The organism is Leisingera sp. CC-HEC093 (assembly GCF_059429195.1).
The window spans coordinates 88,194-114,998 of the sequence record NZ_JCAIJR010000003.1 but is presented as its reverse complement, the minus strand read 5'-3'; the positions used below and the strand labels follow the sequence as shown (position 1 = coordinate 114,998).

At 64.5% G+C, this 26,805-nt stretch carries 27 protein-coding genes; 16 read left to right on the top strand and 11 right to left on the bottom strand.

Annotated features, from left to right (window positions below):
* Nucleotides 1-2,822: PEP/pyruvate-binding domain-containing protein (locus AC5STB_RS21275; RefSeq protein ID WP_495444860.1), on the top strand; the 2,822-nt coding region annotated here is incomplete at its 5' end.
* A gap of 15 nt (nt 2,823-2,837) precedes the next feature.
* Here AC5STB_RS21275 and AC5STB_RS21270 read toward each other — a convergent pair.
* Nucleotides 2,838-2,978 carry a hypothetical protein gene (locus AC5STB_RS21270; protein WP_495444859.1) on the bottom strand — a complete coding sequence of 47 codons (141 nt, stop codon included), beginning with the start codon at nt 2,976-2,978 and terminating at the stop codon, nt 2,838-2,840.
* Between AC5STB_RS21270 and AC5STB_RS21265 the strand changes: the two genes are divergently transcribed.
* The 4 genes from AC5STB_RS21265 (at nt 2,968) to AC5STB_RS21250 (ending at nt 5,157) form a co-directional block, all read left to right on the top strand.
* Nucleotides 2,968-3,204, top strand: a complete 237-nt coding sequence (locus AC5STB_RS21265) for a type II toxin-antitoxin system ParD family antitoxin (RefSeq protein WP_495444858.1) — start codon at nt 2,968-2,970, stop codon at nt 3,202-3,204. The two genes, AC5STB_RS21270 and AC5STB_RS21265, sit on opposite strands and share 11 nt — an antisense overlap.
* Entirely contained in the window at nt 3,197-3,499 is a 303-nt protein-coding gene (locus tag AC5STB_RS21260; protein WP_495444857.1) for a type II toxin-antitoxin system RelE/ParE family toxin, read from the top strand. Before AC5STB_RS21265 ends, AC5STB_RS21260 begins: the two co-directional genes overlap by 8 nt.
* Before the next feature lie 49 nt (nt 3,500-3,548).
* Nucleotides 3,549-4,460, top strand: coding sequence for a MurR/RpiR family transcriptional regulator (locus AC5STB_RS21255; RefSeq protein ID WP_495444856.1), 912 nt, complete (start codon nt 3,549-3,551; stop codon nt 4,458-4,460).
* Nucleotides 4,461-4,542: 82 nt separating this feature from the next.
* The gene (locus AC5STB_RS21250) at nt 4,543-5,157 is read left to right on the top strand and encodes a LysE family translocator (RefSeq protein ID WP_495444855.1); all 615 of its coding nucleotides are present in this window, start codon (nt 4,543-4,545) and stop codon (nt 5,155-5,157) included.
* A 14-nt stretch (nt 5,158-5,171) separates the two neighbouring features.
* Here the strand turns inward: AC5STB_RS21250 and AC5STB_RS21245 are convergent, their stop codons facing one another.
* The 3 genes from AC5STB_RS21245 to AC5STB_RS21235 form a co-directional block, all read right to left on the bottom strand.
* Nucleotides 5,172-5,606, bottom strand: coding sequence for a GFA family protein (locus AC5STB_RS21245; protein WP_495444854.1), 435 nt, complete (start codon nt 5,604-5,606; stop codon nt 5,172-5,174).
* Nucleotides 5,607-5,669: 63 nt separating this feature from the next.
* Nucleotides 5,670-6,944, bottom strand: coding sequence for a Vi polysaccharide biosynthesis UDP-N-acetylglucosamine C-6 dehydrogenase TviB (gene tviB / locus AC5STB_RS21240; RefSeq protein ID WP_495444853.1), 1,275 nt, complete (start codon nt 6,942-6,944; stop codon nt 5,670-5,672).
* Nucleotides 6,945-7,049: 105 nt separating this feature from the next.
* Nucleotides 7,050-7,733 (bottom strand): DnaA N-terminal domain-containing protein, encoded by a 684-nt coding sequence (locus tag AC5STB_RS21235; protein ID WP_495444852.1) that lies wholly within the window; start codon nt 7,731-7,733, stop codon nt 7,050-7,052.
* Nucleotides 7,734-8,286: 553 nt separating this feature from the next.
* On the opposite strand from AC5STB_RS21235, the gene AC5STB_RS21230 reads away from it, so the two are divergent.
* A complete protein-coding gene (locus AC5STB_RS21230; protein ID WP_495444851.1) occupies nt 8,287-9,591 on the top strand; it encodes an AAA family ATPase in 1,305 nt (434 codons plus the stop codon).
* Complete coding sequence (locus tag AC5STB_RS21225; RefSeq protein ID WP_495444850.1) at nt 9,588-10,688, top strand: ParB/RepB/Spo0J family partition protein; 1,101 nt, start codon at nt 9,588-9,590, stop codon at nt 10,686-10,688. Before AC5STB_RS21230 ends, AC5STB_RS21225 begins: the two co-directional genes overlap by 4 nt.
* A 476-nt stretch (nt 10,689-11,164) precedes the next feature.
* On the opposite strand, the gene AC5STB_RS21220 is transcribed toward AC5STB_RS21225, so the two are convergent.
* A complete protein-coding gene (locus AC5STB_RS21220; RefSeq protein WP_495444849.1) occupies nt 11,165-12,205 on the bottom strand; it encodes an OmpA family protein in 1,041 nt (346 codons plus the stop codon).
* 189 nt (nt 12,206-12,394) lie between these two features.
* Here AC5STB_RS21220 and AC5STB_RS21215 point away from each other — a divergent pair, with 189 nt between their 5' ends.
* Nucleotides 12,395-13,909: a caspase family protein gene (locus AC5STB_RS21215; RefSeq protein WP_495444848.1), complete on the top strand. Its 1,515-nt coding sequence runs from the start codon at nt 12,395-12,397 to the stop codon at nt 13,907-13,909.
* A 354-nt stretch (nt 13,910-14,263) separates the two neighbouring features.
* On the opposite strand, the gene AC5STB_RS21210 is transcribed toward AC5STB_RS21215, so the two are convergent.
* From AC5STB_RS21210 to AC5STB_RS21185, 6 genes are all read right to left on the bottom strand, one after another.
* Entirely contained in the window at nt 14,264-15,817 is a 1,554-nt protein-coding gene (locus AC5STB_RS21210; RefSeq protein ID WP_495444847.1) for a DUF4384 domain-containing protein, read from the bottom strand.
* Entirely contained in the window at nt 15,814-16,221 is a 408-nt protein-coding gene (locus AC5STB_RS21205) for an ExbD/TolR family protein (protein WP_495444846.1), read from the bottom strand. Before AC5STB_RS21205 ends, AC5STB_RS21210 begins: the two co-directional genes overlap by 4 nt.
* A complete protein-coding gene (locus tag AC5STB_RS21200; RefSeq protein WP_495444845.1) occupies nt 16,218-16,628 on the bottom strand; it encodes an ExbD/TolR family protein in 411 nt (136 codons plus the stop codon). The genes AC5STB_RS21205 and AC5STB_RS21200 overlap by 4 nt, the downstream gene beginning before the upstream one ends.
* 17 nt (nt 16,629-16,645) lie before the next feature.
* The gene (locus AC5STB_RS21195; RefSeq protein WP_495444844.1) at nt 16,646-17,263 is read right to left on the bottom strand and encodes a MotA/TolQ/ExbB proton channel family protein; all 618 of its coding nucleotides are present in this window, start codon (nt 17,261-17,263) and stop codon (nt 16,646-16,648) included.
* A gap of 3 nt (nt 17,264-17,266) precedes the next feature.
* Entirely contained in the window at nt 17,267-17,686 is a 420-nt protein-coding gene (locus tag AC5STB_RS21190; RefSeq protein WP_495444843.1) for a hypothetical protein, read from the bottom strand.
* A 66-nt stretch (nt 17,687-17,752) separates the two neighbouring features.
* On the bottom strand, nt 17,753-18,598 hold the full coding sequence (locus tag AC5STB_RS21185) for a hypothetical protein (RefSeq protein ID WP_495444842.1): 846 nt from the start codon (nt 18,596-18,598) through the stop codon (nt 17,753-17,755).
* Nucleotides 18,599-18,791: 193 nt separating this feature from the next.
* Between AC5STB_RS21185 and tssA the strand changes: the two genes are divergently transcribed.
* From tssA to tssG, 8 genes are all read left to right on the top strand, one after another.
* On the top strand, nt 18,792-19,859 hold the full coding sequence (gene tssA / locus AC5STB_RS21180; protein WP_495444841.1) for a type VI secretion system protein TssA: 1,068 nt from the start codon (nt 18,792-18,794) through the stop codon (nt 19,857-19,859).
* A 70-nt stretch (nt 19,860-19,929) separates the two neighbouring features.
* Entirely contained in the window at nt 19,930-20,445 is a 516-nt protein-coding gene (gene tssB / locus AC5STB_RS21175) for a type VI secretion system contractile sheath small subunit (RefSeq protein ID WP_222480161.1), read from the top strand.
* Between the two features lie 15 nt (nt 20,446-20,460).
* Nucleotides 20,461-21,957, top strand: a complete 1,497-nt coding sequence (gene tssC / locus AC5STB_RS21170) for a type VI secretion system contractile sheath large subunit (protein WP_495444840.1) — start codon at nt 20,461-20,463, stop codon at nt 21,955-21,957.
* A gap of 65 nt (nt 21,958-22,022) precedes the next feature.
* The gene (locus AC5STB_RS21165; RefSeq protein WP_495444839.1) at nt 22,023-22,523 is read left to right on the top strand and encodes an Hcp family type VI secretion system effector; all 501 of its coding nucleotides are present in this window, start codon (nt 22,023-22,025) and stop codon (nt 22,521-22,523) included.
* A gap of 91 nt (nt 22,524-22,614) precedes the next feature.
* A complete protein-coding gene (locus AC5STB_RS21160; protein WP_495444838.1) occupies nt 22,615-23,418 on the top strand; it encodes a type VI secretion system accessory protein TagJ in 804 nt (267 codons plus the stop codon).
* Complete coding sequence (tssE, locus tag AC5STB_RS21155; protein ID WP_495444837.1) at nt 23,411-23,908, top strand: type VI secretion system baseplate subunit TssE; 498 nt, start codon at nt 23,411-23,413, stop codon at nt 23,906-23,908. Before AC5STB_RS21160 ends, tssE begins: the two co-directional genes overlap by 8 nt.
* A complete protein-coding gene (gene tssF, locus AC5STB_RS21150; RefSeq protein ID WP_495444836.1) occupies nt 23,908-25,785 on the top strand; it encodes a type VI secretion system baseplate subunit TssF in 1,878 nt (625 codons plus the stop codon). The genes tssE and tssF overlap by 1 nt, the downstream gene beginning before the upstream one ends.
* A complete protein-coding gene (gene tssG / locus AC5STB_RS21145) occupies nt 25,749-26,804 on the top strand; it encodes a type VI secretion system baseplate subunit TssG (protein ID WP_495444835.1) in 1,056 nt (351 codons plus the stop codon). The genes tssF and tssG overlap by 37 nt, the downstream gene beginning before the upstream one ends.
* Nucleotide 26,805: the final 1 nt, after the last annotated feature.

Here is a 26,805-nt window from a genome sequence, read left to right as displayed (position 1 = left end):
GCAGCCATATCCTGCTGGGCCTGCTGGCATTGTCCATCGTGACCCGCATCCTTGTGCTGCCGGTGGCACTGAAATCCGAACGCGACCAGATCATCACCAATGACACCGCGGATGAGATGAAGGCGCTGAAGGAGAAACTGGCCCACGACCCGGTGCGCAAGGCGCGCGCGGTGCAGGCGTTCTATAAGGACAAGGGCCTGACGCCGATGAAGAACCTCACCGCGCTTCTGTTCCTGCCGGTGATGATGCTGGGCGTCTCCGCCGCACAAGAGGCCAGCGCCAGCCTGCAGACCCCGTTCCTGTGGATGGCCGACCTCGGCGCAGCCGACCCGCTGTTTATCATGCCGGTGCTGTTCTGTGCACTCGCCGCCGTCTACCTCTTGTGGGCCGTGGCCAAGACCCCGCGCCAGAAAACCCTGTGGATGGTGCTTGGCATGCCTGCGCTCTTTGCCATGGTGTTCACTCTGACAGCCGCCGCAAACGCCTATCTCAGCTTCAGCCTGACGCTCTTGCTGGTGCAGCGCGCCTATGTCACCGGCATGCACCGCCAACTGGGCGAAGCACTGTCCCTGCGCGCCCACAAGCGCCGCCTCGCCAAGCTGCCGCGCGGCGTGATCCCGATGGGCTACACTGAGGAGCTGGAGCACGCAGGCAACAAGGCCCTGCGCCTGTCGATCCTGCGCAACGCAGGCCTGCCGGTGCCCGGCGGCGTGATCGTGCGCTCCGACGCAATCCACGATTACCGCGAAATGTCTGATGCCAAGAAGGACGCCTTCGCGGCCAAGGTCTTTGCCCTTGCAGGCGGCAAGCCGGTTGCCGTGCGGTCCTCTGCCAGCAACGAGGACGGCCACGACCAAAGCTTTGCCGGCGTCTTTGAATCGGTGCTCGACGTGACCGCGGACACCATGCGCGCCGCACTGGACGAGGTGGTCACCAGCTTCTCCTCCGAACGCGCCGCCAGCTACTCCGGCGAGGGCGACAGCACCGATCAGGGCAACATAGTGGTGCAGGAAATGGTGCAGGCCGAATACGCCGGCGTCCTTTTCACCCAGGACCCGATGGCCCCCGGCATGGCGATGATCGAATGGGTCGAAGGCTGCGGCGAGGATCTGGTGTCCGGCCGCGTCACCCCGACGTCCTTGCGCTTTGGCCGCTACACCGGCCTGCCGGCGGATGCCGATCAGGACCGGACGCTGGACATGGCGCCCCTGCTGGCCCTTGGCAAGCAGATCGAGGAGACATTCGGCTGCCCGCAGGACGTCGAATGGGCCTATGCCAATGGTGAATTCCAGATCGTGCAAAGCCGCGACATCACCACGCTGTCCTTGGGCACCGAGCAGGAACAGACCCGTCTGGCCGAATGGCGCGATCTCTTGGACCGCTACGCAGACGCAGACCCGGATCAGACCATCCTGGAACAGGACGAAATGTCAGAGGTCCTGCCCCGCCCCACCCCGCTCTCCTTCTCGCTGATGAGCGAGCTGTGGGCGCCGGGCGGCAGCGTTGACCTGGCCTGCCGCGCCCTTGGCGTGCCCTATGGCCTGCCTGAGGGGCGCGACGGCCATCTGGTGAACCTGTTCGGCAAGACCTACGTCGATGTGGCGCTGAAACAGGGCATGACCCTGAAACTCACCGCAGCCAAGGCCAAGCAGCTGCGCAAACAGGCGCATCCGATGATCACCCGCTTCCGCAACGATGTGATGCCGTCCTTGCGCGATAAACTGGCGATCTGGCAGGCCGTGGACTACACCGCCCTGCCCCAGGACAAGCTGCTGGAGGCGATCTCCACCCTCAAGCGCATGTTCATCCAAGAGGTCTATCTGGAGGCCGAGAAGATAAACATCCTCGCAGGCTTCACCATGGGTGAGGCAGGCACCGCAGCCGCGGGCGACCCGGCCCTGCGCGCGCATCTGATGCACGCGGAGCTGCCCAACGCGCCCTCCAGCCTGCTCGCCTCCTGCACCGGCAAGGATGCCCAGGACCGCGCCATGCAACTGATGGGCCACCGCTCGATCTTCGACTACGAGCTGTCCTCGCCCCGCTACGCTGAGGCGCCGGCGCTGCTGAACTCCCTGCTGGGCAATTCAGTAGAGCCGATCGGCGCCGTGCCGGTCCCGGCCAACCTGCCGGATGAGCTGGACGATACCATCGGCATCGCCATCGCCTATCAGGACCTCAAGGAACAGGCCAAGCACGAGGCCCTGCGCGTCGTCGCCGAACTGCGCCGCGCCCTTCTGGCGCTGGGTCAGACCAGCGGGCTGGAGGATCTGGTGTTCAGCCTTACCTTCGACGAGGTCCTCTCCGGCGACTGGTCCGCACCTGCACAGCTGCGCGAATTGGCTGAGGCCCGCGCCGCGAAGGAAGCCCTCCGCAAGAAATCCGCGCCGACCGACGTCGCCCTCACCCTGCGCGACTGCGAGCTCTTGTCGCTTGGCGCCCAGGCCCAGGCCCAGGCAGGCGACGGCAGCATGGGCGGCACCTGCGTCGCGGGCAGCGGCAGCGCCACCGCCCGGGTGTTCTGGATGGAGGACGACAGCTGCATCGACCCGGCGGCCTTTGAAGACTTCCAGGACGGCGATATCCTGGTCTGCCGCATGGTGAACCCGGCCTGGCTGCCTTACGTCCAGCGCTCCGGCGCGGTGCTCAGCGAGGTCGGCGGCTGGCTCAGCCACATGGCCATCGTCGCCCGCGAAAAGGACGTCCTGATGCTGGTCGCCTGCAAGGGCCTCGACAGCCTTGAGCATGGTGAACGGGTGACCGTCAGCGAAGACGGCAGCATCCAGCCGCTGGAGGAAAAGGGCCTCAAGGTGGTCTCCGCCTGATTAAGCAGGACAAGTTTAAAGAAAAGCCCGCACCATCTGGTTGCGGGCTTTTTTACGTAGGGTGGGCGATTGCGCCCACCACTCCCCTCCTCTTGCAATCATGGCAAAGATTGCCATATCCTGTTCCAGCGAAAGGAGCCCACCGATGGCCACCATGAACGTCTCCCTGCCGGAGCAGATGAAGACTTGGGTCGAGGAACAGGCCCGCACCGGCACCTATTCCAATTCCAGCGACTATGTCCGCGACCTGATCCGCCGCGACCAGGCCCGCACCGCTGCGATTGCCGAACTGCAATCCGCCCTTGATGCAGGCCTCGCCAGCGGCGCGGCAGAGGCGCTGACAGCCGAAAGCTTCAAGGCCGCCATGCGCCGCAATGGCTGAGCCGCGCTGGCGGATCCGTCCCGCCGCCCGCGACGACCTCGCCGGCATCTGGCGCTACGGGCTGGAAACCTGGGGCGAAGCGCAGGCCGACGCTTATGCCGACAGCCTGTTTGCCCTCTTTGATCTGCTGGCCGACTTCCCCGAAATGGCCCGCGAGCGGCCTGAGTTCACTCCGCCCGTCCGCATCCACCCCACGGGCGCGCATCTGGTGATCTACCGTCTGGAAGCAGGCTGCCCGGAAATCATCCGCATCCTGCACGCCCGCCAGGACCTGATGGCGTTCCTGTCGGAATAACATCCGTTCCGCCCTTGCCATTTGCCGCACATCTGCTCTGATACGGCGCATGGACCCGCATCTCGACCCCCGGAAAACCGCCCGGCTGATCCAGCATCTGAAGGACCAGATGGAGCAACTGCCACCCAAGCTGAAGGCGGCGGCAAAATACGTGATCGACAACCCCGGCGACTTCGGCCTCGACACCGTGCGCACCTCGGCGCAGAAAACCGGCATCAGCGCCAACGGCTTTGTCCGCCTCGCCCAGCATCTGGGCTATGACACGTTTGAGGCCTTCCGCGCCCCCTTCCGCGCCGCGCTGACCACCGCGCATGAGGCGGACCTCGGCCAGGACTGGCTGGAGCGCATGGGCACCGAAGGCCCGGCAGGCAAACTGCAGGCCGCCGCCGCGCGCAACCAGCTCAACATCACCTCCCGCTCGTTGCGGCTGATGACGGCGGAACGAACGCAGGCCATCGTGGACACCCTCACCGCCGCCCGCCGAAGCTATGTCACCGCCACCCGGTCATCTTATGCGCTGGCCTATTACTTCCACTACGTCGGCCGCATGGCGCTGCCGGGGCTGGAACTGGTCCCCCGCCACATGGGCGCTGCACTCGACGATCTTCTGGACATCGGGCCTGAGGACTGCCTGATCGCCCTCACCTTCGCCCCCTACTCCGCCGGCACCATCCAGGCGCTGCGGCTGGCCGGCGAACGCGGCGCATCGGTGATCCTGATCTCCGACAGCGAGGTGATCGCCCCCGGCATCCGCACCGACCACGTTCTGGCCGTTGCCGCCAATTCGCTGCACCCCTTCGGCGCTATCGGCGGCGCCATGGCGGTACTGGAATGCCTGCTCACCCATCTGATTGATGCCGGCGGCGAGGACGCCCGAAGCCGGATCGAGGCCTATGACGCCCTGCGCCAGGACAGCGGCGCCTACTGGAGCGGCCCGAAACTGCCGCGAGTGGGCCGCTAACGCCAAGCCTCAGACCGGAAAACAGTTGCCAGCCGTGGTTTGCACGCGTCTTATACCTGCACAACAGGCGGAGGGCATTTCCATGGAATTGACGATGGCACTGGCGCTTGCGGGCGCAACCGCGCTTCTGGTGGCGGTCCCGGGGCCGAATGTGGCGCTGATCATTGCCAATACGCTAGCCCGCGGTTTCCGCCTTGGCGCATTGACCGTGCTTGGCACCACTGCAGGCGTGGCCCTGCAGCTTGCGGCCGTGGTGCTGGGGCTGGCCGCAGTGCTGGAATTTGCCGCCTCCGCCTTCCTCTGGCTGAAATGGGCCGGCGTCGCCTATCTGCTTTATCTTGGCGTGCACTCCTGGCGGCAGGGCGTTGCCGGCATGGAGGAGGCCAAGGCCAGCCCCAAACCCAGCCGCACTATCTTTTGGCAGGGCCTGCTGCTGGCCCTCATCAATCCGAAAACCCTGCTGTTCAACGCAGCCTTCCTGCCACAATTCATCGCCCCAGGCGCAGGATCATCCGCCCTGCTCACCGCCGCCGCGATCTACCTGGCAGTGATATTCGCAGGCGACATGCTCTGGGCGGCCTCCGCACAATCTGCCCGGCCCGCGATCCTGAGGCTCGGCCGCCTGCGCCACCGGCTGACCGGTGCGCTGTTCATCACCTCCGGCCTCGGCTTGGCACTGGCCCGCACAGACCGCTGAGGCGTCCCAGCCCCTCAGACATCGCCGTCAATAAACGGGTTCTGCGCCTCATAAGCGTCCCGCGTCGTCCGCTTGTGATCCCCTTCCAGCCGCACCGACGCCATCGCCCGGTCAGCATAGATCTCCGACCTCAGCGGCCAGGACAGCGCGTCATCAAACAGCCCCGGCATCAGGTCATAAGGGCCGCCCTCCTTGTCCACGTCCCGCATCCACAGATGCGATCCGCAGGTCGCGCAGAACGCCCGTTCGGCAAAGGCGCTGGACTGATACCGCACCGCCGGCCCCTCAACCGTCACGGCGTCCGCACCGGCCTCGAAACACAGGAACAGCCCGCCGGTCCAGCGCTGGCACATGCGGCAGTGGCAGGCGCCGGCGCGCGGATCATGCGCGCCCTCAACACGGATTTTCACGGCACCGCACAAACAGCGGCCTTCCAGATTGTCGCTCATGACTGTCCTCCCTACCGGCAAAGCAAGGATACAGCATTTCGGGCAAGCCGGGAAAAATCCCTGTCAGAGCCGCAAATCCGCCTCCTCCGGGGCCAGCACATACTTCAGATCATAGACCAGCGCGCCGCCGCACCCCAAGGCGCGGACAGCCTCCGCCCCCATCGCGCGGAACTCGGAATGCGCAACCGCCAGAACCACCCCGGCATAGGCCCCCTGCCCCGGCTCAGATACCAGCGAAATGCCGTATTCCTCCTGCGCTTCCTCCGGGTCCGCGTGCGGATCATACACATCCACCACCGCACCGTATTGCTGCAGCTCGCGCACCACATCAATCACCCGCGTGTTGCGCAGGTCCGGGCAGTCTTCCTTGAACGTCAGCCCCATCACCAGCACCCGCGCGCCAGCCACCGGCAAGCCGCGCTTCAGCATCGCCTTGACCATCTCGCCTGCCGCATAGGCGCCCATGCCGTCATTCAAACGGCGGCCCGCCAGCAGGATCTCCGGGTGATAGCCCAACTGCTCCGCCTTGTGCGTCAGGTAATAGGGGTCCACCCCGATGCAGTGCCCGCCCACCAGGCCGGGGCGGAACGGCAGGAAGTTCCACTTGGTGCCAGCCGCTTCCAGCACTGCCTGGGTGTCGATCCCCATCTTGTTGAAGATCTTGGCCAGCTCATTCACCAGCGCGATGTTGATATCCCGCTGGCTGTTCTCGATCACCTTCGCGGCTTCCGCCACCCGGATGCTCGCGGCCTTGTGGGTACCTGCCGCCACCACCTCGCGGTACAGCGCATCCACCCGCTCTGCCACCTCCGGCGTCGACCCCGACGTGACCTTGACGATATCCTTCAGCCTGCGCGCCTTGTCCCCGGGATTGATCCGCTCGGGCGAATAGCCGGCAAAGAAATCACGGTTGAATACCAGGCCGGAGCGCGCCTCCAGCACCGGAACGCAGTCTTCTTCTGTGGCGCCGGGATAGACAGTGGATTCATAGATCACCAGGTCACCGGCTTTCAGCACCCCGCCAACAATGGCAGAGGCCGACAACAGCGGCCCCAGGTCAGGCGTGTGATTGGCATCCACCGGCGTCGGCACGGTGACAATGTAGATGGCGCAGTCCGCAATCTCCGCCGGGTCCGAGGTAAAGCGCAGGAACTCCGCCGCGGCCAGTTCTTCGCGGTCCAGCTCCCGCGTGCGGTCCTCGCCACGGCGCAGGCCGGCAATGCGGGAGGGATCAATGTCAAAGCCCACGACCTCCCGGTGCTGCCCAAAGGCCGCCGCCAGCGGCAGCCCGACATAGCCAAGACCAATGACACAGATCTTATCTTGCGCGCCGCTCATACCGGGCTGCTCCTTGTTCCGCGGGGCCTGTCACGCCAGGCCCCCTGCCCGCCCACATAATGCCCTGCCCCTAAAAGGTTCAACCATATGGGCAAAGTTTCCGCCTCACGCCTCTACAACAATCGCGGAAACCTCCCCGTCCACATCCCGGCAGGCGGCCAGCAGTCGCGGCATCAGATGCGACATCACATAATTGGCATGGAATCTGCTCGGCGCCTTCAGCACCAGCCGCCCCCCTGCCCTGCCTGCGCGCTCCAGCCCCTGCACCCAGGAGGCATAGTTGGCCGGGTCCTCCGCATGCAGCACCGCCTTGGCCAGGCTCCACTCATGGCCGTCCGACACATCCGGCGCTGGCGGCACCGCGCCAGGGCGCAGGGGCACCACGTTCGGCGCCGGTTCATCGCTGCCTTGCATCCGGTGTTCAAAGTCCGGTCCCACGGCGCCCCAGCGTTCCTGCGTGTCTGCCAGCAGCCGGTCCAGATCAATGCCGTATTCCGTGACCCGCCCGCGCGCACCCTGGCGTTTCACCACCAGCCAGCCCCAGCCGCGCAGCTTGGCCATCTCACGCTTCACCGTGCGCTCGTCCACATCCCACAGCCGGGCAATCTCCCGCTGCCCCACGGCCAGCTCATCGCGCTGCCAGTTGTAGCGCGCGGTCATCAATGTCATGAATCGCAGAACCAGCTTCTGCGCTCCCTTGCCCTGGCCAAGCGCATATGCCCCCATCGCCGTGAGGATGTCATACTTCAATGCAGAGGCGTTGCGCCCCGCAGGCCGTTTGGCAAGCATTGCTGCCCCCGTTTCTCCCTCCCTGCCCTCCTGGGCCGGGATATGCTGCCTCAAGTGCTCTCAGCCTGTTTGCTGAGAATTGCGCTGGCCGGTTTAGCCCCGAACTCAACGCTATTCGTTTGTTGTACCCGATTTGCGTCCGGAATTCCGATTCTGTCAAGCGCTGGCGGGAATTGAATTCAACCCTAATCCCTTTTTCGAAAGAAAAATTGGTATCAATGGTATAGGGGGACATCCAGGGTGACCCCTAATAGCGCCAAAATGTCCCCCAATCTGCTGTGTCCGGCGCTGGGGTGTCCCCCTAAATCTGGCGTCTGAACCCCAGAAAAATCCAGTGAAACGAATCGCTTGGTCTCCGCCTTCCGAATCGCTGCGGCCCTTATTTACCGGGGCCTTCCGCAAATGTGTCCCCGCGGGGACAGGACGCTCTTCGCAACCATATTAGCTTTTGCGTTTTTTGCAAATTCGGCGTAAATGGATATTGAGGCTGAATTAGCGTCCTGAGCAATTGGGCGCGGCCATAAAGAAAAACGTGTGAGGCTAAGGAGCAGCGATGTTTACGCACGAAGACCTGTCCAAGATGCAGGCCCAATCATTGAAGATGCAAAGCTGGATCCGCCAGCAGACCTTCTCCCCCGAAATGGAAAAGACCCTGCGCCGGTTCTCCTCCTGGGAAGTGGCGGAGCTGATCTTCCGCGTCAACCAGTCAACCTTGCGCGGCCGGCTCTCCACCGATCCCTCCCTGCCTCAGGGCCATGTGGAGGAGGACGGCCGCCAGCGCTGGTATTCGCTGGAAGAAATCAACGAGCTGCGCCGCCGCATCAAGATCAACCGCAAGTCCCTGCTGCCCAAGCGCCCCGCGGGGAAACGCGCGTTGCGCGTGGCGATCTCCAACTTCAAGGGTGGTGCCGGTAAGTCGACCGTGGCGCTGCATTTCGCCCATGCCGCGGCTCTGGACGGCTACCGGGTGCTGTGCGTGGACTTCGACCCGCAAGCCACCCTGTCCCACTCCATGGGCCTCAGCGATGTTACCGAGGATTACACCGTCTGGGGCATCATGGCCCGCGACCTGGTGCGCGAGACCGAACGGATGAACGCGGTCTCCCAGGGCGCCGAGTCCGGCGCCGCCCTGCCCCAGCGCCAGCTGCCCGACGCCATCACCGGCATGGGGCTGCAGGACCTGCGGGTCAGCGATTTCGTCAAACCGACCAGCTGGCCGACCATCGACATCATCCCGTCGTGTGCCAATGCGGCCTTTGTCGAATTCGCCTCTGCCCAGTACCGGCACCTGAACCCGGAATGGTCGTTCTTCGCCGCGGTCTCCCGCTACCTCGACCAGCTGCCGGCCGAGGATTACGACCTGATGATTTTCGACTGCCCGCCCGCCATCGGCTACCAGTCGATGAACGCGGTGTTCGCCGCCGATATGCTCTATATCCCCTCCGGCCCCGGCTATTGGGAATATGACTCCACCACCTCCTTCGTCGGCCAGCTCTCTGAAGCGTTGGAGGATCTGTCGGCCTTCAACGGCGTTGTCCCCGCGGGGACATTTGCTTTGCCCAAGGTTTTCCAGGACGTCCGTTTCCTTCTCACTCGTTACGAAAGCGGTAACGATTTGCACCGTGCGATGCGTTCGGCATTTATGAAGGTTTTTGAGGGTAGAATGACCGAGCACCCGATCGAGATGACCCGCGCAGTCGAACAATCGGGCAGATTCCTAAGTTCCATCTACGAAATCGATTACCGGGATATGACACGCGAAACCTGGCGTCGCGCGCGGGCGTCGTTTGATCAGGCCTATGACGAGTTTAAGGCCTACGCGCTGGAAGCCTGGGAAAAACTGGAGGATGAGGCATGAGCAAACGCAGAGTCTTCGACATCGACTTCACTCCTGACACCGCCGCTGTCCCCGCGGGGACAGCCCCGGAAAAACCGGCGGAAAAACCCGCTGAGACCCGCCGCGGGCCAATGGCCACCGCGATCTCCGAGAACGCCGATGCGCTGCGCACCCGCGCCGAGGCGGAGCAGAAAATCCGCGCCGAAAACGACCGTCTGGCGCATGAGTTCGTGCGGCTGAAGAAGCTGGGCTTGATGGTCGACAGGATCCCGATCGGCCGCATTGCCGCAACCAAGCTGATCCGCGACCGCCGTGAAGGCCGCGACCCGGACCTGGACGAACTGAAGGCGTCGATCAAATCCATCGGCCTGTCGAACCCGATCCGGGTGGAGGAAAACGACGACGGCACCTATGAGCTGATCCAGGGCTACCGCCGCCTGCGCGCCTATCTGGAGCTGTTGCGGGAGACAGAGGATGAGGCCTATGAGCATATCCCCGCGGGTCTGGTGGCCAAGGGCGACACGCTGCAGAGCCTCTACCGCCGGATGGTGGATGAGAACCTGGTGCGCCGTGACATCTCTTTTGCCGAAATGGCCCAGCTGGCACTGAGCTATTCTCAGGACGAGGGCACCAGGGCGAAATCCCTCGAGGAGGCGGTCACCGACCTTTATGCTTCGGCGGGACGTCAGAAGAAGATTTATATCCGCCATTTTGCCCAGCTGCTGGGTGCGGTGGGCGATCTGCTGAAGTTCCCGGAGGCGATCCCGCGCGCGCTGGGGTTGGAATTGCGGAAACGGCTGGAGGCTGATGCGGCACACATTCCGGAGTTGCGGGAGGCGCTGACGCGGGCAAAGGCCGAAACCGAAGAGGCGGAGCTGAACGCGCTGCGCGGTTTTCTCGAAGGCAAGCGCAAACCCGCGCCCCGCGCCGCCGCTGCACCGCGCCCGGGGGTGGCCAAGACCACGTTGCGCTGCACTGTCCCCGCGGGGACAGTCCGCTGCCAGGCCCGCGACGGCAAGATCGAAATGGCGATGGAACGCGACTTCTCGGAGATCGACCGGCACAAGCTGGAAGACGCCATTGCCGCCTTCTTTGCGGCGCTGGAAGACGACGGCTGACACAGTTGTCCCCGCGGGGACATCACCAACGACACAAAGGCCCGGCAGAATTGCCGGGCCTTTTTCTTGTCTAATCCCTGTGTTTGGGTCTGTGTGCCGCAACTGTCCCCGCAGGGACAGATGCGCGGATTTTCCGGTCTGAAGAGTAAAACTGTTATGCCTTCTGATCGGCGCGGGCACTGGGAGGATACGTATTCGCCAGGCAAATGCTGACCGCTCATTAACGTGTCCCCGCGGGGACACGTTGCCGGAACGGGGCAATATACCCGTAGAATTCCGCCCTGTCCCCGCGGGGCAAGGGGGAGGGCAGGGGATAGAAAGATCCTCCCAGTGTCCCCGCGGGGACACCTGAGCCAGCCCCTCGCCGGAACCTTGCGCCCTGCAACAGAAAGACCCGGCGCCGGGGCCGGGTCCTGTTGCGTTGGTTGCTGCTGTCCCCGCGGGGACAGCAAGAGGGCTCGCGGATCAGGGGCGGATCAGTTCAGCACTTTGAACTCGATCCGGCGGTTCTTGGCCCGGTTCTGCACCGTGTCGTTGGCGACCAGCGGCGTGGTCTCGCCGTAACCAACCGCGACCAGGCGCTCTGACGGAATGCCCCTTTGCTGCAGGTACTGGTTCACTGCCGCGGCGCGCTTCTCGCTCAGGGTCATGTTCCAGGCGGCCTTGCCCTGGCTGTCGGTGTGGCCGCCGACCTCAACCACCATTCCGGGGCAGCGGCGGATGATGTCCGACAGACTGTTGAGGAAGTCGCGGGAGTTCGCATCCAGCCGGGCGGTGGAGGGCGCAAAATTGACGCTGCGGCCCTGCGACAGGATTTCAAACCGGCCGGTGCAAGCCTCGCGGCTGAAATCACCGCTGGCTTCCAGCGCCGTGGCAGCGCCGGCAGTCACTGTCCCCGCGGGGACAGCTGCGGTGCCGCCGCCGTTGCGGTCAAACAGCAGGTCCATGCTGACAAGGCCCACGGGGGTGATTGTGACACCTGCCGCCTCCTCCAGCTTTTCGCGGCCGGCTGTCAGGTTGAAATCCTCCAGCTTCAGGATCACCGGCTGCACAGTGGCCACGGCGACGCGGTTGCTGCCTAGCAGTGTTACCGCTACCGGAATGGTCAGCCCGGCCTCGACCCCGTGCAGCGACAGGGTGACCGGCAGGTCGATCTGTTTGCGCTGCGCCGCGGTAAGATCCGCGATCTGCGCCGGATCGATGCGGGCCGTCACCACCGCCTCGGGGTAGGTGAAGGTTTCAAAGAACAGGAACCGCATCCGCACGTTGCGCAGGTCGATGGAGGTGTCGACGGAGTCGAGCGCAATGCGGATTTCTGCCTCGCCCGCCTCAGAGATGCCGCCGGAGAAGGCGGCGAAACGGCTGGATTCCGCAATGCTGCCCTTTTTGATCGATATGAATCGGATGGCCGAGGATTCGGGCGTCAGCTGCCAGCCGCCCTCAAACGGGCCGGCGGCCAGGGCCGGGCGGACGAGAAGCAGAAAAATTGTTATGATTGAAAGGGTTAAACGGAGCATGCAGAATCCAGTCAAGTTACCGAAAGGGTCATCCCGGCACGCGGGGCCGGGCGGGAAACGATGCGCCCAGACTAACAGCAGTCTTGCCGCCCGGTGCAAGGGACGCGATAGTTTGGTAACCAAATACCTTTAAGAAATAGGATGCAGCCCCGCAGGACGAAAACCGCGGGCGGGAATTGGAGCAGGTGCGTGCGAAATTTGATGATCCGGATCCGGCTGATGCTGCTGGCGGCTGTTGCGGCCTGCTGGGGCGTGACCGCTCTGGCAGAGGAACGGCTGGCGCTGGTGATCGGCAACTCGGCCTATGGCGCGGTCTCAACCCTGGACAACCCGGTGCGTGACGCCCGGCTGATTGCCGAAACGCTGGAAGGGTTGGGGTTCGAGGTGACGCTGGCGGCGGACGCCAAGCAGCTTGAGATGAAGCGCGCCATTGCCCAGTTCGGCCGCAAGCTGCGCGGGGCAGGGGCGGAGGCGACCGGGCTGTTCTACTATGCCGGCCACGGGGTGCAGAGCTTTGGCAGCAACTACCTGCTGCCGGTGGATGCCGCGCTGGCGGATGCCGCCGACCTGGATCTGATGGCGATTGAGGCGCAGTCGGTCCTGCGGCAGATGGCCTCGGCCCGCAACCGCACCAATATCGTGATCCTGGACGCCTGCCGCAACAACCCGTTCAAGACAGTGGCGGATCTGAATGAGAGCGGTCTCGCGGAGATGAAGGCGCCGACCGGCACCTTCCTGGCCTATGCCACCGCGCCGGGCGATGTGGCACTGGACGGGGAAGGGGCGAACAGCCCCTTCACCGAAGCGCTGGCGCGCGAGATCACGGTGCCGGGGGCACCGGTGGAGCAGGTGTTCAAGCAGGTGCGCCGCGCGGTGCTGGAGCAAAGCGGCGGCAAGCAGACGCCCTGGGACACGTCGTCCCTGGTGAGCGATTTTGTCTTTGCCGAAGCCGCGCCGGAGGCGGTGATGAGCACTGCAGAAATCCAGGAGGCGCAGGTCTGGGCCTCTGTTCAGGAGTCGCGGGATGTGATGCAGATCATGCTGTACCTGCGCGGTTATGGCGATGGCAAATATGCCGGTGCGGCCCGGACGCTTCTGGCAGAGCTGATGGAAGAGGAGCTGCACGGCGGCGCCGGGGCAGTTGCGGCGGCTGCACCCGCACCAGCGGCACCGGCGCCGGCCGCGGTTCAGGATGCGGAAACCGCGATGTTCCAGGCGGCGCAGGCGGATGGCAGCAAGGCCGCCTATGACGCTTATCTGATGGCCTATCCGGAAGGGAAGTTTGCGGAAGCGGCGGCGGCGGAGGCGGCGGCGCTGAAAGCCGGCGCCGGGAAAGATCCGGCGGCGGGCGGGGCGGCCCCTGAAATTGCAAGGAAACCAGCAACTGAACCTGCGCAGTTGGCGGAGGCCGGCCCGGTGACCTATGCCAGCCCGCTGCAAAGCGGTGTTGCGGAGATTTCCGGCCTGACAATTGCCGAGGCGGTGACCCGTTCCCCCTCTTTCCCGCCCATCGAGGGCTTGCCGGACAGCTATTGGAAGGGGCAGTCCTGCAGCAGCTGCCACCAGTGGACGCGGGAGCGGCTGTGCGCCCAGGGCAACACCTACCTGAGCCTCAACATGCAGCGGTCCTTGGGCAAGCAGCATCCCTTTGGCGGCGCGCTGAAACAGGTGCTGAAAAGCTGGGCCGCGGGCGGCTGCCAGTAGGTTCACAGGCTTTGAAGCAGCAGGGCAGGGGGCTCCCGCCCGCGCGGGTGCATTTGAAAAATACACCCGTCCGGTTGGGCGTGGCGCTGTGCCGGGGGGAAGCCGGGTTTTCATTTGCTGAGAGGCGCCTTAAGGGCAGGTTTGCCCTTAAGGCGCCATCCCGATGATATACCGCCGTTTTCCGCCTCAAGGGTGAACCGCGCAGCCTGCGCGGCTGCTGGCGCAGCCCTTGACCCGGAAAACAGCGGGGCGGCGCGCTGCGCGTGAGCGCAGTGCCACGCCCAAGGCCGCCAAGGCCTGGCGGCGCCAGCCGCGGGCCTGCGGGCGCGGGAGTACTGCCTGTGCTGCCTGAGATCAGGGGGCGTGGGTGGTGATCAGGAAATAGACCCATTCGCCCTTGAAATCAGCATGTTCGGCGCGGGCCGCCGCGACCCGGGTGCGCAGGAACTCCAGATAGGGCGCGGCGGGTTCGCTGAGCGGGCGGCTGCCCTCATAGAGCGGGTGGGAGGCTGCGAAGGCGACGGCGATTTCCTGGCCGTAGGGCGGGGCGACGGTGATTTGCAGGCCGGGGTCACCGGCCTCCTTGGCGCCGACACGCAGGGCGCTCTTGGGGGTGGCCGCCGCCAACGGCACCAGTTCGTTCGGTGAGAGATGCAGCACCGCGCCGCCAGCGTCGAAATAGTCCACATAGACATAGGAAGGGTAGTCTGGTGCAGTGAGGTCGAAGAACAGCCGCTCGCCGCCGGAATAGTCGAGCACCCGGGCATGGGTGTCGCTGCCGACCAGCAGCGGATTGGTGATCTGGTCGGTGCTTTGCGGCAGGCCGACGTTTGAAATGCCCGCCAGCGCGCCGCATTGCGGGCGGGGCAAGAGACGCATCTGGTCGGAAACGGTGATGTCACCGCCCATTTGCGCCTGCAGTGCTGCCAGAACAGGAGAGCGCATGCCGTCCTCAGGCAGGTGGCCGCGGACCTCCAGCGTGGCGGTTTCCGGGATAAAGGCCACCTGCAGGCGGGAACAGTGCACCGCAGAGAGGATGCCGGAGACGCCATCGCGCAGGGGGTCGCCCTGTGCCGCCGCATCGCCGGGCTGCATGAAGCTTTGGAAGGCGGCGAGGGAGACCGGGTCGATGTCGCCGGAGCCGCCCTGAAAGGCCAGCGCGGCCTTGATGCGGGGGGCGTCGGGGACGGCGGCCGTGGCCGGCTGCGGGTCGGGGTCGGTGCCGGGCAGGGGGGCGGTCTCAGGCTGTGCTTCCGGGCTGGGCTGGCTGGCCGGGACCGCTTGCGGCAGGGCTGCCGGGGCAGGTTGCAGTGGGCGCGCGAAGGCCAGCGGAGCAGCAGTATCGGGCAGCGGGACAGCGGGGCCTTCTGCGGCGGCGAGGAAGACCGGCTGCGGCGCTGCGGAGGGTGCTGGCTGGACGGCAGCGGCCGCCGCGGCCGCCTGCGGTGCAGATGGCGCGGCAGTTTCAGCCGGCGTGCTTTGCGGGCGGGCAGCCGACAGGCTGTCGGCGGGCGCTGCCGCGCTTGCGAGGCGGTCTGCTGAAGCCGGTGCTGGGGCAGCCACAGGCGCTTGCGGCGCTGCCGCTGGCAGGCTGGCTGCTTGCGGGGCAGCAGAGGCGAGGCTGTCTGCCGCAGGGGCTTGGGGCACGGCCTTGGACTGCGGGATGCTGCCTGCGGAAAGGCCCTGGCTTTGCAATTCAGATTCAGGGGCTTGCGCGCCTTCGGCCGGCTGCGGCACCGCGTGGGACCGGGGGATGCGGTGGGCCTGCAGGTTGAGGCTGCTTTCCGGAGCGGGCTGCTGCGGCGGCGGGTCGGGAGTGAGCGAGATCAGCAGCGCGCCGGCCCCTGCGGCGTGGACCAGGGCGGAGGCCGCAAGCCCCAGCGCCCATATGGCGGGTGGGCGCGTCACCCGTCCGTTTCCGGGGTGACCACCAGCACCACGTCAGTGAACCCCAGCGCCTCGGCCCCGGCCACCAGCGGCAGCACGTTGCGCAGTTCGGCGGCGCGGTGGGCGTTGATACGCAGGCGTAAGGCAGGGTCGCCTGCCAGCAGACCGGCGAGGGCAGGGGAGAGGGCCGCGCGGGGGAGTTCCATGCCGTCGAGGGCCAGGTCTCCGGCGGCGGAGACCGCGAGGGTGATGCCGCCTGCGGGCATGTCGCGGCCGGTGACGGCGGTGGCGGGGCGGACGTCGAACGGGGCGGTGGCGTCCATGCGGCCGATCAGCATGAAGAAGACCAAAAGGAAGAACACCACGTCGATGAGAGCGATGATGGTTTCGGAATGCGGGTTGCGGGCCGGGCGGTTGAGCTTCATTGCGCCGCCTCCAGCCGCAGGACGCGCAGGCGGGTGGCACCGGCCAGGGCGGCGGCGTCCATCACGGTGATCAGCGCCTGCGTCTGCGCTGCGCCGGAGGGGAGGATGACCACTTGGGTAAGGGGTTCGTCTGCAACGGCGGCGGCGAGTGCGGATTGCAGGGTTTCTGCGTCCAATGCGGTGCCGCGCAGAACCGGCACGCCATCAGCACCGAGGCGGATCATCACAGTGCCGGCCGGGGATGCGGCGCTGCGGGCTGTGCCCTCAGCGGGTTTTAGCGCGGGGATCATGTCGAGATTCAAGTACGTGGAGGTCACCATGAAGAACACCAGAAGGATCAGCATGACGTCGATCATCGGCACCAGCGAGATCAGGGCGCGGGGGCGTGCTGGCCGGTTGATCATCATGGCAGCGACCCCCCGTGTCAGCGCGACCCGTCGATCAGCAGCAGACGGCCTGCGGCGCTTTCGACGGTTTGGGCGGCGGCGTCGATGCGGGCCGCAAACAGCCCGGCGGCGACGGCCGCAGGGATCGCCACCAGAAGGCCCGCGGCAGTGGTCAAGAGGGCCTGCCAGATGCCGCCGGCCAGCACCGAGGCATTGGCCGCACCCTGTGCCAGCTCCAGTTCCTGAAACGACTGGATCATCCCCAGAACGGTGCCGAGCAGACCCAGGAGCGGCGCGACCATGGCGATGAGCTCCAGCAGGCGGATGAGGGAGTTCATCCGGCTCACCTCCTCATTGCCGCGGCGTTGCAGCTCATCCTGCAGCAGCGGGCCGCGCAAACCCTCCTGCAGCGCTTGCATGGCGTAGCGCATCACACGGTCAGCGGGCGACTTGCCGTCCGCAATACTGTCCTGGGCGCGCTTGCGGTCGCCGTCCTTCCATTGGGTGAGCGCCTGTTCGCGGGCGTCCTGGCCCGAGCGCACCGGCCAGAGCTGGATCAGCTTGACCGCAATCACAGTGACCGACAGCAGCGACATCAGCGCCAGAAGCGCAATCACCGGACCGCCGGTGCCGAGCATATCCCAGGTGCCGGACATGGCCTATTTCACCAGCTGCGCGGCGGCGCGGGAGCCGAGCTCCAGGATTGGGAAACAGTCCATCTGCTCCTCGTTCTGGGGCTGGCAGGCGGTGATATCGTGCAGCAGGATCTCGGAGATATTGCTGCAGGCGATTCCGGGGATTTCGAAGAGTTTCAGGGTGGTGCGCTGGACGGGCAGGGGGGCGGCGTCGATCGACAGGAGACGGTCAATCACCCCCTGGCTGTCGAGGATTGCGAGCGACATTTCGAAGCCTTCAAAGCTTTTGCCGGTCTGGTTGCGGAACAGGAAAAAGGCGCGGCAGCCGCCGCCCTCGATCTCTTCTGCCTTGTTCAGCTCAACCCGCAGCGGGCCGGTTTCCGCCGCGGCGGCCAACGGCAGGAAGATCAGGGCGAGGGCAGTCAGCAGGCGTTTGAGGGGCATCACTGTCTCCGTATTCCGGGGGCGGTGCCCAGCCCGCAACCGCTGCGGGCCGGGCTGTGTTCGGGGTCAGACCAGGGCAGTCAGGGCCTTTTCGATTTTGTCCATGGCGTCGCGGGCTGACTCAAGATCGCGGCGTTTGAGATGCCGGGCGGCGACATGCAGGGCGCGGCCCAGGCGGTCGCGGACCTTGCCCGGGGCGCGGGCGACATTGGCCTGCAGGGACTGGGCGCGTTTGACCTGGGCGCCCAAGCTTCGCTGGTCCATTTCGCGCTGGCCGCGTTTCATCGACTTGGCTTCATCTTCGCGGTCAGCGCCGATGCGGGCGACGGCGCGTTCGATCACCACGATCATGGTTTCCGCCTCCTGCAGGCGGCCATCGTTGATCAGGCCGACGGATTTGGCCAGCGCGCGTTTCAGTTTCAGCTCCAGCGGGCCGGGGGCAAGGGTGATGCGCGGCTGGATCCGTTTCAGCCGCCGTTTCAGCGGCGCAATGGCCTTGGCGTCGATGCCGGAGCCGGAGATGTCGGAGGCGTCCTCCTCTGTCACCTGGCTCTCGGGGGCCTCGGGTTTGAGGCTGTCCAGGAGGTTGCCGCCGTCGTCGTAAAACAGCACGTTGACCTTGGCCGGATTGCGCTTGAGAAACTTCTTGAGTTCCGTGACCATGCGCTGCGGCGCGCTTTCGCAGATCACCTCCATATTGCCGGAGCGCACCACATAGGTGCCCCAGGCCATGGGCGGGCCGCCGCCCGCTTTTTTCATCGGCGTCTTCAGTGTTTCCGGTTTCTTGCCGGGCTGGATCATCAGGAGCGGGTCCTTGCCCTGGTCCAGGCAGAAGGCAAAGCTCATCCTTTTCTTGGCCCCCTCGCGGACCATCTCTTTGACTTCTTTGCCAGAAATACGATCAATACTCATCAATCCGCCGCCGTGAAAAGCTGGGAAAAGGTTTGACTTTAGGATGGCGATAAGGCTCACTTGGGGTCAAGTTATTGTTTGAGGTTTCCGCGGGTTTAACCACCAGTCAGAAAAAGAGTGGCTCTCGCTTTACGTTGCGTTACCACACGGTAACGTGACCAATAATCAATGCGCCCAGGGGGAGCGAAAGACGATGGATCCTGCAGTATTTCTGCAATCCAAAGGGGATGATGCCCCTAGCGGTGAAAACCTGGAATACGATCCGGCCTTCACCGACATGGAGCTGGCGGCCCAGCCGGGCGAGGAATCGGTGGTGGGCAACGAGACGATCGAAGCCACCGACCCCGATTACCGCGAAGTTCAGAAGAAAGCGCTGGAAGTGCTGGAGCGCAGCCATGACCTGCGCGCGGCAGTGTTTCTGGGGGATGCGCTTTTGCATTCCGAAGGGCTGACCGGCTTTGCCGATGTGACCGCCTATATCCGCGGCTGCCTGGAGGAGTTCTGGGACACCTGCCATCCGGAGCTGGATGAGGATGACGGCGACCCGACCATGCGGATCAACGCCATTCAGGACCTGTGCGGCCAGCCGGACGGGATGGCGGGGGCGTCGCCGCTTTACCGGTCTTTGCGCCGGGCGCCGCTGAGCGAGAGCCGCGGCTTCGGTCGGTTCTGCCTGCGCGACATCGAGATTGCCGAGGGGCTGATGACAGCGCCGGACAGCATGGAGCATGTGCCCGACACAGCCACCATCGGTGCCGCGTTTCAGGACAGCGACGAAGACACCGTTGCACAGCGGCTGGCAGCGGTGGAGGCCGCGGAGCAGAACGTGCGGGCGATCTCGGCGGTGTTTGACGAGCAGACGCCTGGGCAGGGCCCGGATCTGAGCGCGCTGATCAAGCTGCTGCAGCAGATCGCCAAGCGCATCCGCGCGTATGCGGGTGTCGCCGCGGATGAGGCGGCTGAGGATGGCGGCGAAGAGGATGAGGCCGCAGCGGACGGGGCGGCGGCCCCGGCAGCGGGTACTGCCGGGCGTCCGCCCGCGGCGCCGGGGGCCATCAACTCGCCCACGGATGTGTCCAACACGCTGGACCGGATCATCAGCTATTACCGGCGCGCGGAACCGTCGAGCCCGCTGCCGATCCTGCTGGAGCGGGCCAAACGGCTGGTGGGGGCCGACTTCCTCACCATCATGAATGACATGGCGCCGCAGGGGGTGGACAACGTCCACCTCATTGGCGGCATCGAAGAAGACGACGACTGACCGACACGGGGCAGGCCGCGGCCGGACTGGCTGAGGAGCCCGTGAAAGCAAGACGAGTAAGGAGACCTAGATGGCCGGAAGTTCACAGAAATTCATTGCCCGCAACCGGGCACCAAGGGTCCAGATCGAATACGACGTGGAGCTGTATGGCGCCGAGAAGAAGGTGCAGCTGCCGTTTGTGATGGGCGTAATGAGCGACCTGGTGGGCAAATCCGAAGTGGAGCAGCCCGCGGTGGCGGACCGCAAGTTCCTGGAAATCGACGTGGACAACTTCGATGACCGGATGAAGTCGATGGCGCCGCGCGCCGCCTTCACCGTGCCCAACACGCTGACCGGCGAGGGCAACCTGGCGGTCGACATCACGTTCGAGAGCATGGACGATTTCCAGCCCGCAGCGATTGCCGCCAAGGTGGAGCCGCTGCGCGAGCTTTTGGAGGCGCGCACCCAGTTGTCGAACCTGATGACCTACATGGACGGCAAGACCGGCGCCGAGGATCTGATCTCTAAGATCATCCAGGACCCGAGCCTGCTGAAAACCCTGGCGGCGCAGCCGAAACCCGGCAACGAAGCCGACAGCGAAGAATAAGAGCGGAGGACAAAGATGGCTGAAGAAGAACTCCAGGCGGAAGCCGCTGCCGGTGAAGCCGCCTTTGGCTCTGCCGAATTCGCAAACTTGCTGCAGAAGGAATTCCGCCCCAAGTCGGACCAGGCCAAGACAGCCGTGGAAAGCGCGGTCAAGACCCTGGCCGAACAGGCGCTGGCAAACTCTGCGCTGATTTCCGATGACGCGCTGCGTTCGATCGAGAGCATCGTGGCGGAGATTGACAAGAAGCTGACCGAACAGGTCAACCTGATCCTGCACAACGAGGAATTCCAGCAACTGGAAAGCGCCTGGCGGGGCCTGCATTATCTGGTCAACAACACCGAGACCGATGAGCAGCTGAAAATCCGGGTGATGCCGATCACCAAGAAGGAGATGTCGAAGACCCTGAAGAAGTTCAAGGGCACGGCATGGGACCAGTCGCCGATCTTCAAGAAGATCTATACCGAGGAATTCAGCCAGCTGGGCGGCGAGCCCTACGGCTCGCTGGTGGCCGACTACCATTTCGACCATTCTCCGCCGGACATCGAACTGCTGGGTGAGATGTCCAAGATCGCCGCAGCTGCGCATGCGCCGCTGATCACCGGCGCCAAGCCGACCCTGTTCCAGATGGACAGCTGGGCGGAACTGTCGAACCCGCGCGATCTGACCAAGATCTTCCAGACCCCGGAATATGCCGCCTGGCGCTCCCTGCGGGACAGCGAGGATGCGAAATACGTGGGTCTCGCGATGCCGCGCTTCCTGGGCCGTCTGCCCTATGGCTCCAAGACCGATCCGGTTGAAGAGTTCGCCTTTGAAGAAGACACCGCAGGTGCCGGCAGCGAGAAATACGGCTGGGTCAACGCCGCCTATGGCATGGCGGTGAACATCACCCGCTCGTTCAAGATGTACGGCTGGTGCTCGCGCATCCGCGGGGTGGAAAGCGGCGGCACGCTGGAGAACCTGCCGAGCCACACCTTCCCGACCACCGATGGCGGCGTCGATCAGAAATGCCCGACCGAAATTGCCATCGACGACCGGCGCGAGGCGGAACTGGCGAAGAACGGCATGATGCCGCTGATCCACCGCAAGAACACCGACGTTGCGACCTTTATGGGCGCGCAGTCGCTGCACAAGCCGGCCGAGTACGACGATCCGGACGCCACCGCCAACGCCAACCTGGGCGCGCGGCTGCCGTATCTGTTCGCCACCTGCCGGTTCGCGCACTATCTCAAGTGCATGGTGCGGGACAAAGTCGGCTCGTTCAAAAGCCGTCAGGACATGGAATCCTGGCTGCAGGACTGGATCAACAACTATGTTGATTTCAACGCGGATATCTCCTCGGAGAACGAGAAGGCGCGCAAACCTCTGGCCGCAGCCGAAGTGGTTGTGGAAGAGGTCGAGGGCAACCCGGGGTATTACACCTCAAAATTCTTCCTGCGCCCGCATTACCAGCTTGAGGGGCTTTCCGTCTCGCTGCGGCTGGTATCGAAACTGCCCTCGGAAAAAGGAGGCTGATTACCCACTCCCGGCCTCAACACTCATAGTGCAGTAGAGATCTTAAATTTTGAAAGGATAGAAAAATGGCTGCAAATATGTTCGTGCAAATTTCGGACATCGAAGGCGATGCAACCGAGGAGCAGCACAAGAAATGGATCGTTGTCCAGTCGGCAAGCTGGAACGTGGAACGCGCAGTTGAGATGACCGATCTGGGTTCGACCCAGCGGATGCATGCGAACTCCAATTTCGGCAAGGTTGAGCTGACCTCGCAGATGGGCAAAGCGTCCAATGACCTGGCTCTGTCGGTTGCCAACGGCACCGTGCGCCCGGAAATCATCATGCATTGGTGCCGCTCCGGCGACAGCGCCAGCCAGGGCCTGCTGGTCTATTCGATCTGGAAGTTCAAGGATGTGGTGGTTGACAGCTATTCCATCTCTGCCAGCGAAGACGGCATCCCGGAAGAAACCTGGTCGCTGGCCTATGCTTCGCTGGAGCATGAGTACAAGTCGACCAACCAGAAAACCGGTAAACTCACCACTGAAGGCACCTTCAAGTGGAACGTGCAGACCGGCAAGGTCGAGTAAACCATTTGACTGGCCCCGGGCGTATTGCCGCCCGGGGTCCGTTTTTTCTGACGTATTTGCAGCATTCATCCCCGTTGCGGAGTAGAGCCCCATGACACCCGAAGAGCATCTGAAAGCTGGTGATCCCAAGGCGGCGCTGGAGGCGCTGCAGGCCAAGATCCGGGCGGACGCGAGCAATGCCAAGCTGCGGGTTTTCCTGTTCCAGCTGCTGTGCGTTCTGGGCGACTGGAACCGGGCAATTGCCCAGCTGAAGGCGGCCGCGGGGCTGGATGAAGGCGCCACGGTTATGGCGCAGGCCTACCGTGAGGCGATCATCTGCGAGGTCTACCGCGAGAAGGTGTTTGCCGGTGAGAAGTCGCCGCTGATCCTGGGCGAGCCGGAGGAGTGGCTGGCGCATCTGATCGAAGCGCAGAAGCTGCTGGCAGCCGGCAACCCGAAGGAAGCCGCGGAGCTGCGCGCCAAGGCGTTTGATGCAGCACCTGCCAGCCCCGGCGAGGTGAACGGCAAGCGGTTCGAGTGGATCGCCGATGCCGACATGCGTCTGGGGCCGGTGCTGGAAGCGGTTGTGAACGGCAAGTATTACTGGCTGCCGTTTTCCAAGATCGTCTCGTTCGAGGCGGAGGAGCCGAGCGACCTGCGCGATGCGGTCTGGACCGCCGGCACGCTGACCCTGGCGGGCGGCGGCGAAGTGGCGGCGATGATCCCGACCCGTTATCCCGGCAGCGAAAAGGCCGATGGTCTGTCGATGCTGGCGCGGGCAACGGTGTGGCAGGACGCTGGCGGGGAAACCTATACCGGTCTGGGCCAGCGGCTGCTGGCAATCGGCGATGAGGATATTGCCATCATGGACGTGCGCACACTCCGGATGGACGGGCACGGCGAAGAGAATGGCTGACAAGACACTGGCCGAGCGCCTGCAGCCTTCGCTGCTGGACCGGCTGACCGACAATGCGCCTGGCGATCTGAAGGAAACCCGCGAAAGCCGGGTGATTGACCTGGTGCGGCTGCGGGAAATCATTCAGCGCGATCTGTCCTGGCTGCTGAACACCCAGAATGTCGAGAGTCATTTCGATGCAGAGAAATACCCGTCGGTCTCGGCCTCGGTGCTGAATTACGGTCTGATCGAAGTGGCGGGGGAGGCCTCGACCACCGAGAAGGCCGAGGCGATCCGCCGGTCGATCAAGCAGGCGATTGCCACCTATGAGCCGCGGATCATCGAAGGCTCTGTCGATGTGCGGCTGCAGGATGGCACCGATGCCACCGAGATGACGGTGGGTCTGGAAATCCGCGCCGACATGTGGGCGCAGCCGATGCCGCTGGAGCTGTATCTGCGCAGCAAGGTCGATCTGACCACCGGCGAAGTGCAAATGGAAAGGGCCATGTGATGGATACACGGCTGCTGACCCATTACGAGAATGAGCTGAATTACCTGCGCGACATGGGCGCGGAGTTTGCTGCCGCTTATCCCAAGATTGCGGCGCGGCTGGGCATGGAGGGGGTCGAAGTTCTTGACCCCTACGTGGAGCGGTTGCTGGAAGGTGCGGCCTTCCTGACCGCGCGGGTGCAGCTGGAGCTGGAGCTGCAGTACCCGAACTTCACCTCTAACCTGCTGGAAATCATCTATCCGCATTACCTGGCACCGACGCCGTCGATGATGATTGCGGCGTTCGAGCCGGATGTGGCGAATTCCGCGGTGAAAAGCGGCTATGTGCTGAAGCGCGGTTCCACCCTGCGGTCGCGGCTGACTGAGGGCGAGCAGACGCCTTGCGAGTTCCGCACCTCTGCCGATCTGGCCATGTGGCCGATCCAGATCACCGAAGCGCAGTATATCGACGGCCGCGGCGAGCTGGTGGCGGCGGGTGTTGCCACCGGGTACGACGCCCGCGCAGGCATCCGGCTGCGGATCAAGCGGATCGACGGTGACCCGATCAGTAAGCTGGAGATGGACAAGCTGACGCTGTACCTGACCAGCGAGGCGGGCAACAGCTGGCCGCTTTTGGAGCTGCTCTGCACCCAGGTGCAGGGGATCGTTGCACGCTCCACCGACCGGCGGGCGGACTGGCAGCTGCCGTTGCGCGGCGCCAAGGTGGTGCAAAAGGGGTTCAGCCCGGAGGAAGCGCTGCTGCCGATGCCGCGCAGGGTTTATGACGGCTACCGCTTGCTGCAGGAATATTTTGCGATGCCGGAGCGGTTCCGCTTTGTCGAGCTGCAGGGGCTGCAGGCGGGCTTGCAGAAATCTGAGGGCAATGAGGTCGATCTTTATATCCTGCTGCGCGAGGGGATGCCGGAGATTGCGCCGATCGTGGTGCCGGAGGTGTTCAAGCTGAACGCGGTGCCCGCCGTGAACCTGTTTGAGAAACGCTGCGACCGGGTGCGGATCGCGCCGATTGATACCGAGCATCATGTGATCCCGAACCGCACCGCGGGCCTTGATTTCGAGATATACGGGCTGCAGAGCGTGACCGGCATCAGCGGCGAGGGTGAGGATGACGTGGTATTCCGCCCGTTCTATTCCGCCAATGATTTCACTGCCGCGGGTGAAAGCCACCCGGCCTATTACACCGTCAAGCGGCGGATGCGGCAGCGCTCTGAGAAGGAACGCCTGCGCGGGGTGCGCAGCTCCTATCTGGGTTCGGAGGTGTTCCTGACGCTGGTGGACCGGGCGCAGGCGCCTTATTCAGCCGGGCTGGAACAGCTGGCGGTCAATGCGCTGTGCACCAACCGCGACCTGCCGATGCTGCTGGCCACCGGAAATGATGATGTGTTCCACCTGCCAGAAGGCGGACCGGTGCAAAAGGTGACGCTGCCGGTGTCGCCGACCCGTCCGCACCCCACCCTGGCGCAGGGCGATACCGCCTGGCGGCTGATCTCGCACCTGAGCCTGAACTACGCGTCGATTGCAGAAACCGGCAAGGGCCAGTCGGCGGAGGCGCTGCGCGAGCTGGTCGGGCTTTATGCGCCCTTGGGCGACCGGGTGACAGAGAAGCAGCTGGAGGGCATCCTGTCCGTTGCCGCCCGGCCCATCGTGCGCCGGATGAGCGATGAGGTGCTGTCCACCGCAGTGCGCGGGCTGGAGATCACCCTGGGCTTTGACGAGAGCTTTTTCGAGGGCAGCAACATCTATGCGCTGGGGGCCGTGCTGGAGCGGTTCTTCCGCGGTTATGCCAGCATCAACTCATTCACTGAGACAGTCCTGAAAACCGAAAAACGCGGGGAAATTGCCAGATGGCGACCGGAAAAGGGCCTTGGCCGGATGATCTGAGCCTGTATGGCCGGCTGGCCATTGAGCCTGAAAAGCACCACGTTTTTCAGGCGCTGAGGGTATTGGAGGCGCATTTTGATGACGCCCCGCGCCTGGGCGAAAGCCGCCGTCCGCGCCAGGACAAGCTGCGGCTGGGGCAGGAGGCGGAGCTGGCGTTTCCGCCCTCGACCATTGCCGCGTTCAAGCCGGCCGAGGGTGATAAGCCCGCGGTGCTGACCAACCGGTTCTTCGGCCTGTTCGGGCCGCAAGGGCCGCTGCCGCTGCATTTGACCGAATACGCCCGCGACCGCAAACGCAACCACCGCGACCCGACGATGGTGGCCTTTGCCGACATGCTGACGCACCGGCTGATGAGCCTGCTCTATCGGGCTTGGACGCAAGGTTCGCCCGCGGTGAGCTTTGACCGGGCCGATGATCCGATGTCGCGCAAAGTGTCGTCGCTGATCGGCTATAACGGTTTCAAATTCAGCGACCGGGATGACATGCCGGATCTGGCCAAACTGCATTTCGCGGGCCACCTGGCCAAGGGAGCCAAGAATGCCGAGGGTCTGGTGTCGATCCTGTCAGCGTTTTTCGAGGTGCCTGTCACCCTGGAGGAATATGTCGGCAGCTGGCTGGAGCTGGAGCCGGATGACCGCTGGCAGCTGGGCTATGGCGGGCTGGGGCAGACCACCAGCATCGGCGACAAGGTCTGGAGCCGCTCTGCCAAGTTCCGCATTCGCATCGGACCGCTGAAACTGGAAGACTACGAGCGGCTGCTGCCGGGCGGCGCAGCACTGGACCGGCTGCGGGCGATTGTGCGGTCCTATGCGGGCGATGTCCTGGACTGGGACGTGAACCTGGTGCTGGCGGGCGACGAGGTGCCGCGGGCATCCTTGGGCGGCACCACACGGCTGGGGCACACCAGCTGGGTACGCTCGCGCCCGGACCCGGATGCCGACCAGCCGGACGTGAATGATTTATACCTGTACCCGGGATTAGGCGCCGGGGCTGAAGAGCGAGTAGAGGGAGGGATTTGAG

Bases quoted from the DNA above. Each gene is read 5' to 3' on its own strand.
- AC5STB_RS21220 (WP_495444849.1), bottom strand. From the start codon at position 12,205: ATGCTCCGTTTAACCCTTTCAATCATAACAATTTTTCTGCTTCTCGTC.
- tssC (WP_495444840.1), top strand. From the start codon at position 20,461: ATGGCTGAAGAAGAACTCCAGGCGGAAGCCGCTGCCGGTGAAGCCGCC.
- AC5STB_RS21200 (WP_495444845.1), bottom strand. From the start codon at position 16,628: ATGATGATCAACCGGCCAGCACGCCCCCGCGCCCTGATCTCGCTGGTG.
- tssB (WP_222480161.1), top strand. From the start codon at position 19,930: ATGGCCGGAAGTTCACAGAAATTCATTGCCCGCAACCGGGCACCAAGG.
- AC5STB_RS21195 (WP_495444844.1), bottom strand. From the start codon at position 17,263: ATGTCCGGCACCTGGGATATGCTCGGCACCGGCGGTCCGGTGATTGCG.
- tssA (WP_495444841.1), top strand. From the start codon at position 18,792: ATGGATCCTGCAGTATTTCTGCAATCCAAAGGGGATGATGCCCCTAGC.
- tssG (WP_495444835.1), top strand. From the start codon at position 25,749: ATGGCGACCGGAAAAGGGCCTTGGCCGGATGATCTGAGCCTGTATGGC.
- AC5STB_RS21255 (WP_495444856.1), top strand. From the start codon at position 3,549: ATGGACCCGCATCTCGACCCCCGGAAAACCGCCCGGCTGATCCAGCAT.
- AC5STB_RS21185 (WP_495444842.1), bottom strand. From the start codon at position 18,598: ATGAGTATTGATCGTATTTCTGGCAAAGAAGTCAAAGAGATGGTCCGC.
- AC5STB_RS21265 (WP_495444858.1), top strand. From the start codon at position 2,968: ATGGCCACCATGAACGTCTCCCTGCCGGAGCAGATGAAGACTTGGGTC.
- AC5STB_RS21205 (WP_495444846.1), bottom strand. From the start codon at position 16,221: ATGAAGCTCAACCGCCCGGCCCGCAACCCGCATTCCGAAACCATCATC.
- AC5STB_RS21270 (WP_495444859.1), bottom strand. From the start codon at position 2,978: ATGGTGGCCATCGGTGGGCTCCTTTCGCTGGAACAGGATATGGCAATC.
- tssF (WP_495444836.1), top strand. From the start codon at position 23,908: ATGGATACACGGCTGCTGACCCATTACGAGAATGAGCTGAATTACCTG.
- AC5STB_RS21165 (WP_495444839.1), top strand. From the start codon at position 22,023: ATGGCTGCAAATATGTTCGTGCAAATTTCGGACATCGAAGGCGATGCA.
- AC5STB_RS21235 (WP_495444852.1), bottom strand. From the start codon at position 7,733: ATGCTTGCCAAACGGCCTGCGGGGCGCAACGCCTCTGCATTGAAGTAT.
- tssE (WP_495444837.1), top strand. From the start codon at position 23,411: ATGGCTGACAAGACACTGGCCGAGCGCCTGCAGCCTTCGCTGCTGGAC.
- AC5STB_RS21260 (WP_495444857.1), top strand. From the start codon at position 3,197: ATGGCTGAGCCGCGCTGGCGGATCCGTCCCGCCGCCCGCGACGACCTC.
- tviB (WP_495444853.1), bottom strand. From the start codon at position 6,944: ATGAGCGGCGCGCAAGATAAGATCTGTGTCATTGGTCTTGGCTATGTC.
- AC5STB_RS21190 (WP_495444843.1), bottom strand. From the start codon at position 17,686: ATGCCCCTCAAACGCCTGCTGACTGCCCTCGCCCTGATCTTCCTGCCG.
- AC5STB_RS21225 (WP_495444850.1), top strand. From the start codon at position 9,588: ATGAGCAAACGCAGAGTCTTCGACATCGACTTCACTCCTGACACCGCC.
- AC5STB_RS21245 (WP_495444854.1), bottom strand. From the start codon at position 5,606: ATGAGCGACAATCTGGAAGGCCGCTGTTTGTGCGGTGCCGTGAAAATC.
- AC5STB_RS21230 (WP_495444851.1), top strand. From the start codon at position 8,287: ATGTTTACGCACGAAGACCTGTCCAAGATGCAGGCCCAATCATTGAAG.
- AC5STB_RS21250 (WP_495444855.1), top strand. From the start codon at position 4,543: ATGGAATTGACGATGGCACTGGCGCTTGCGGGCGCAACCGCGCTTCTG.
- AC5STB_RS21160 (WP_495444838.1), top strand. From the start codon at position 22,615: ATGACACCCGAAGAGCATCTGAAAGCTGGTGATCCCAAGGCGGCGCTG.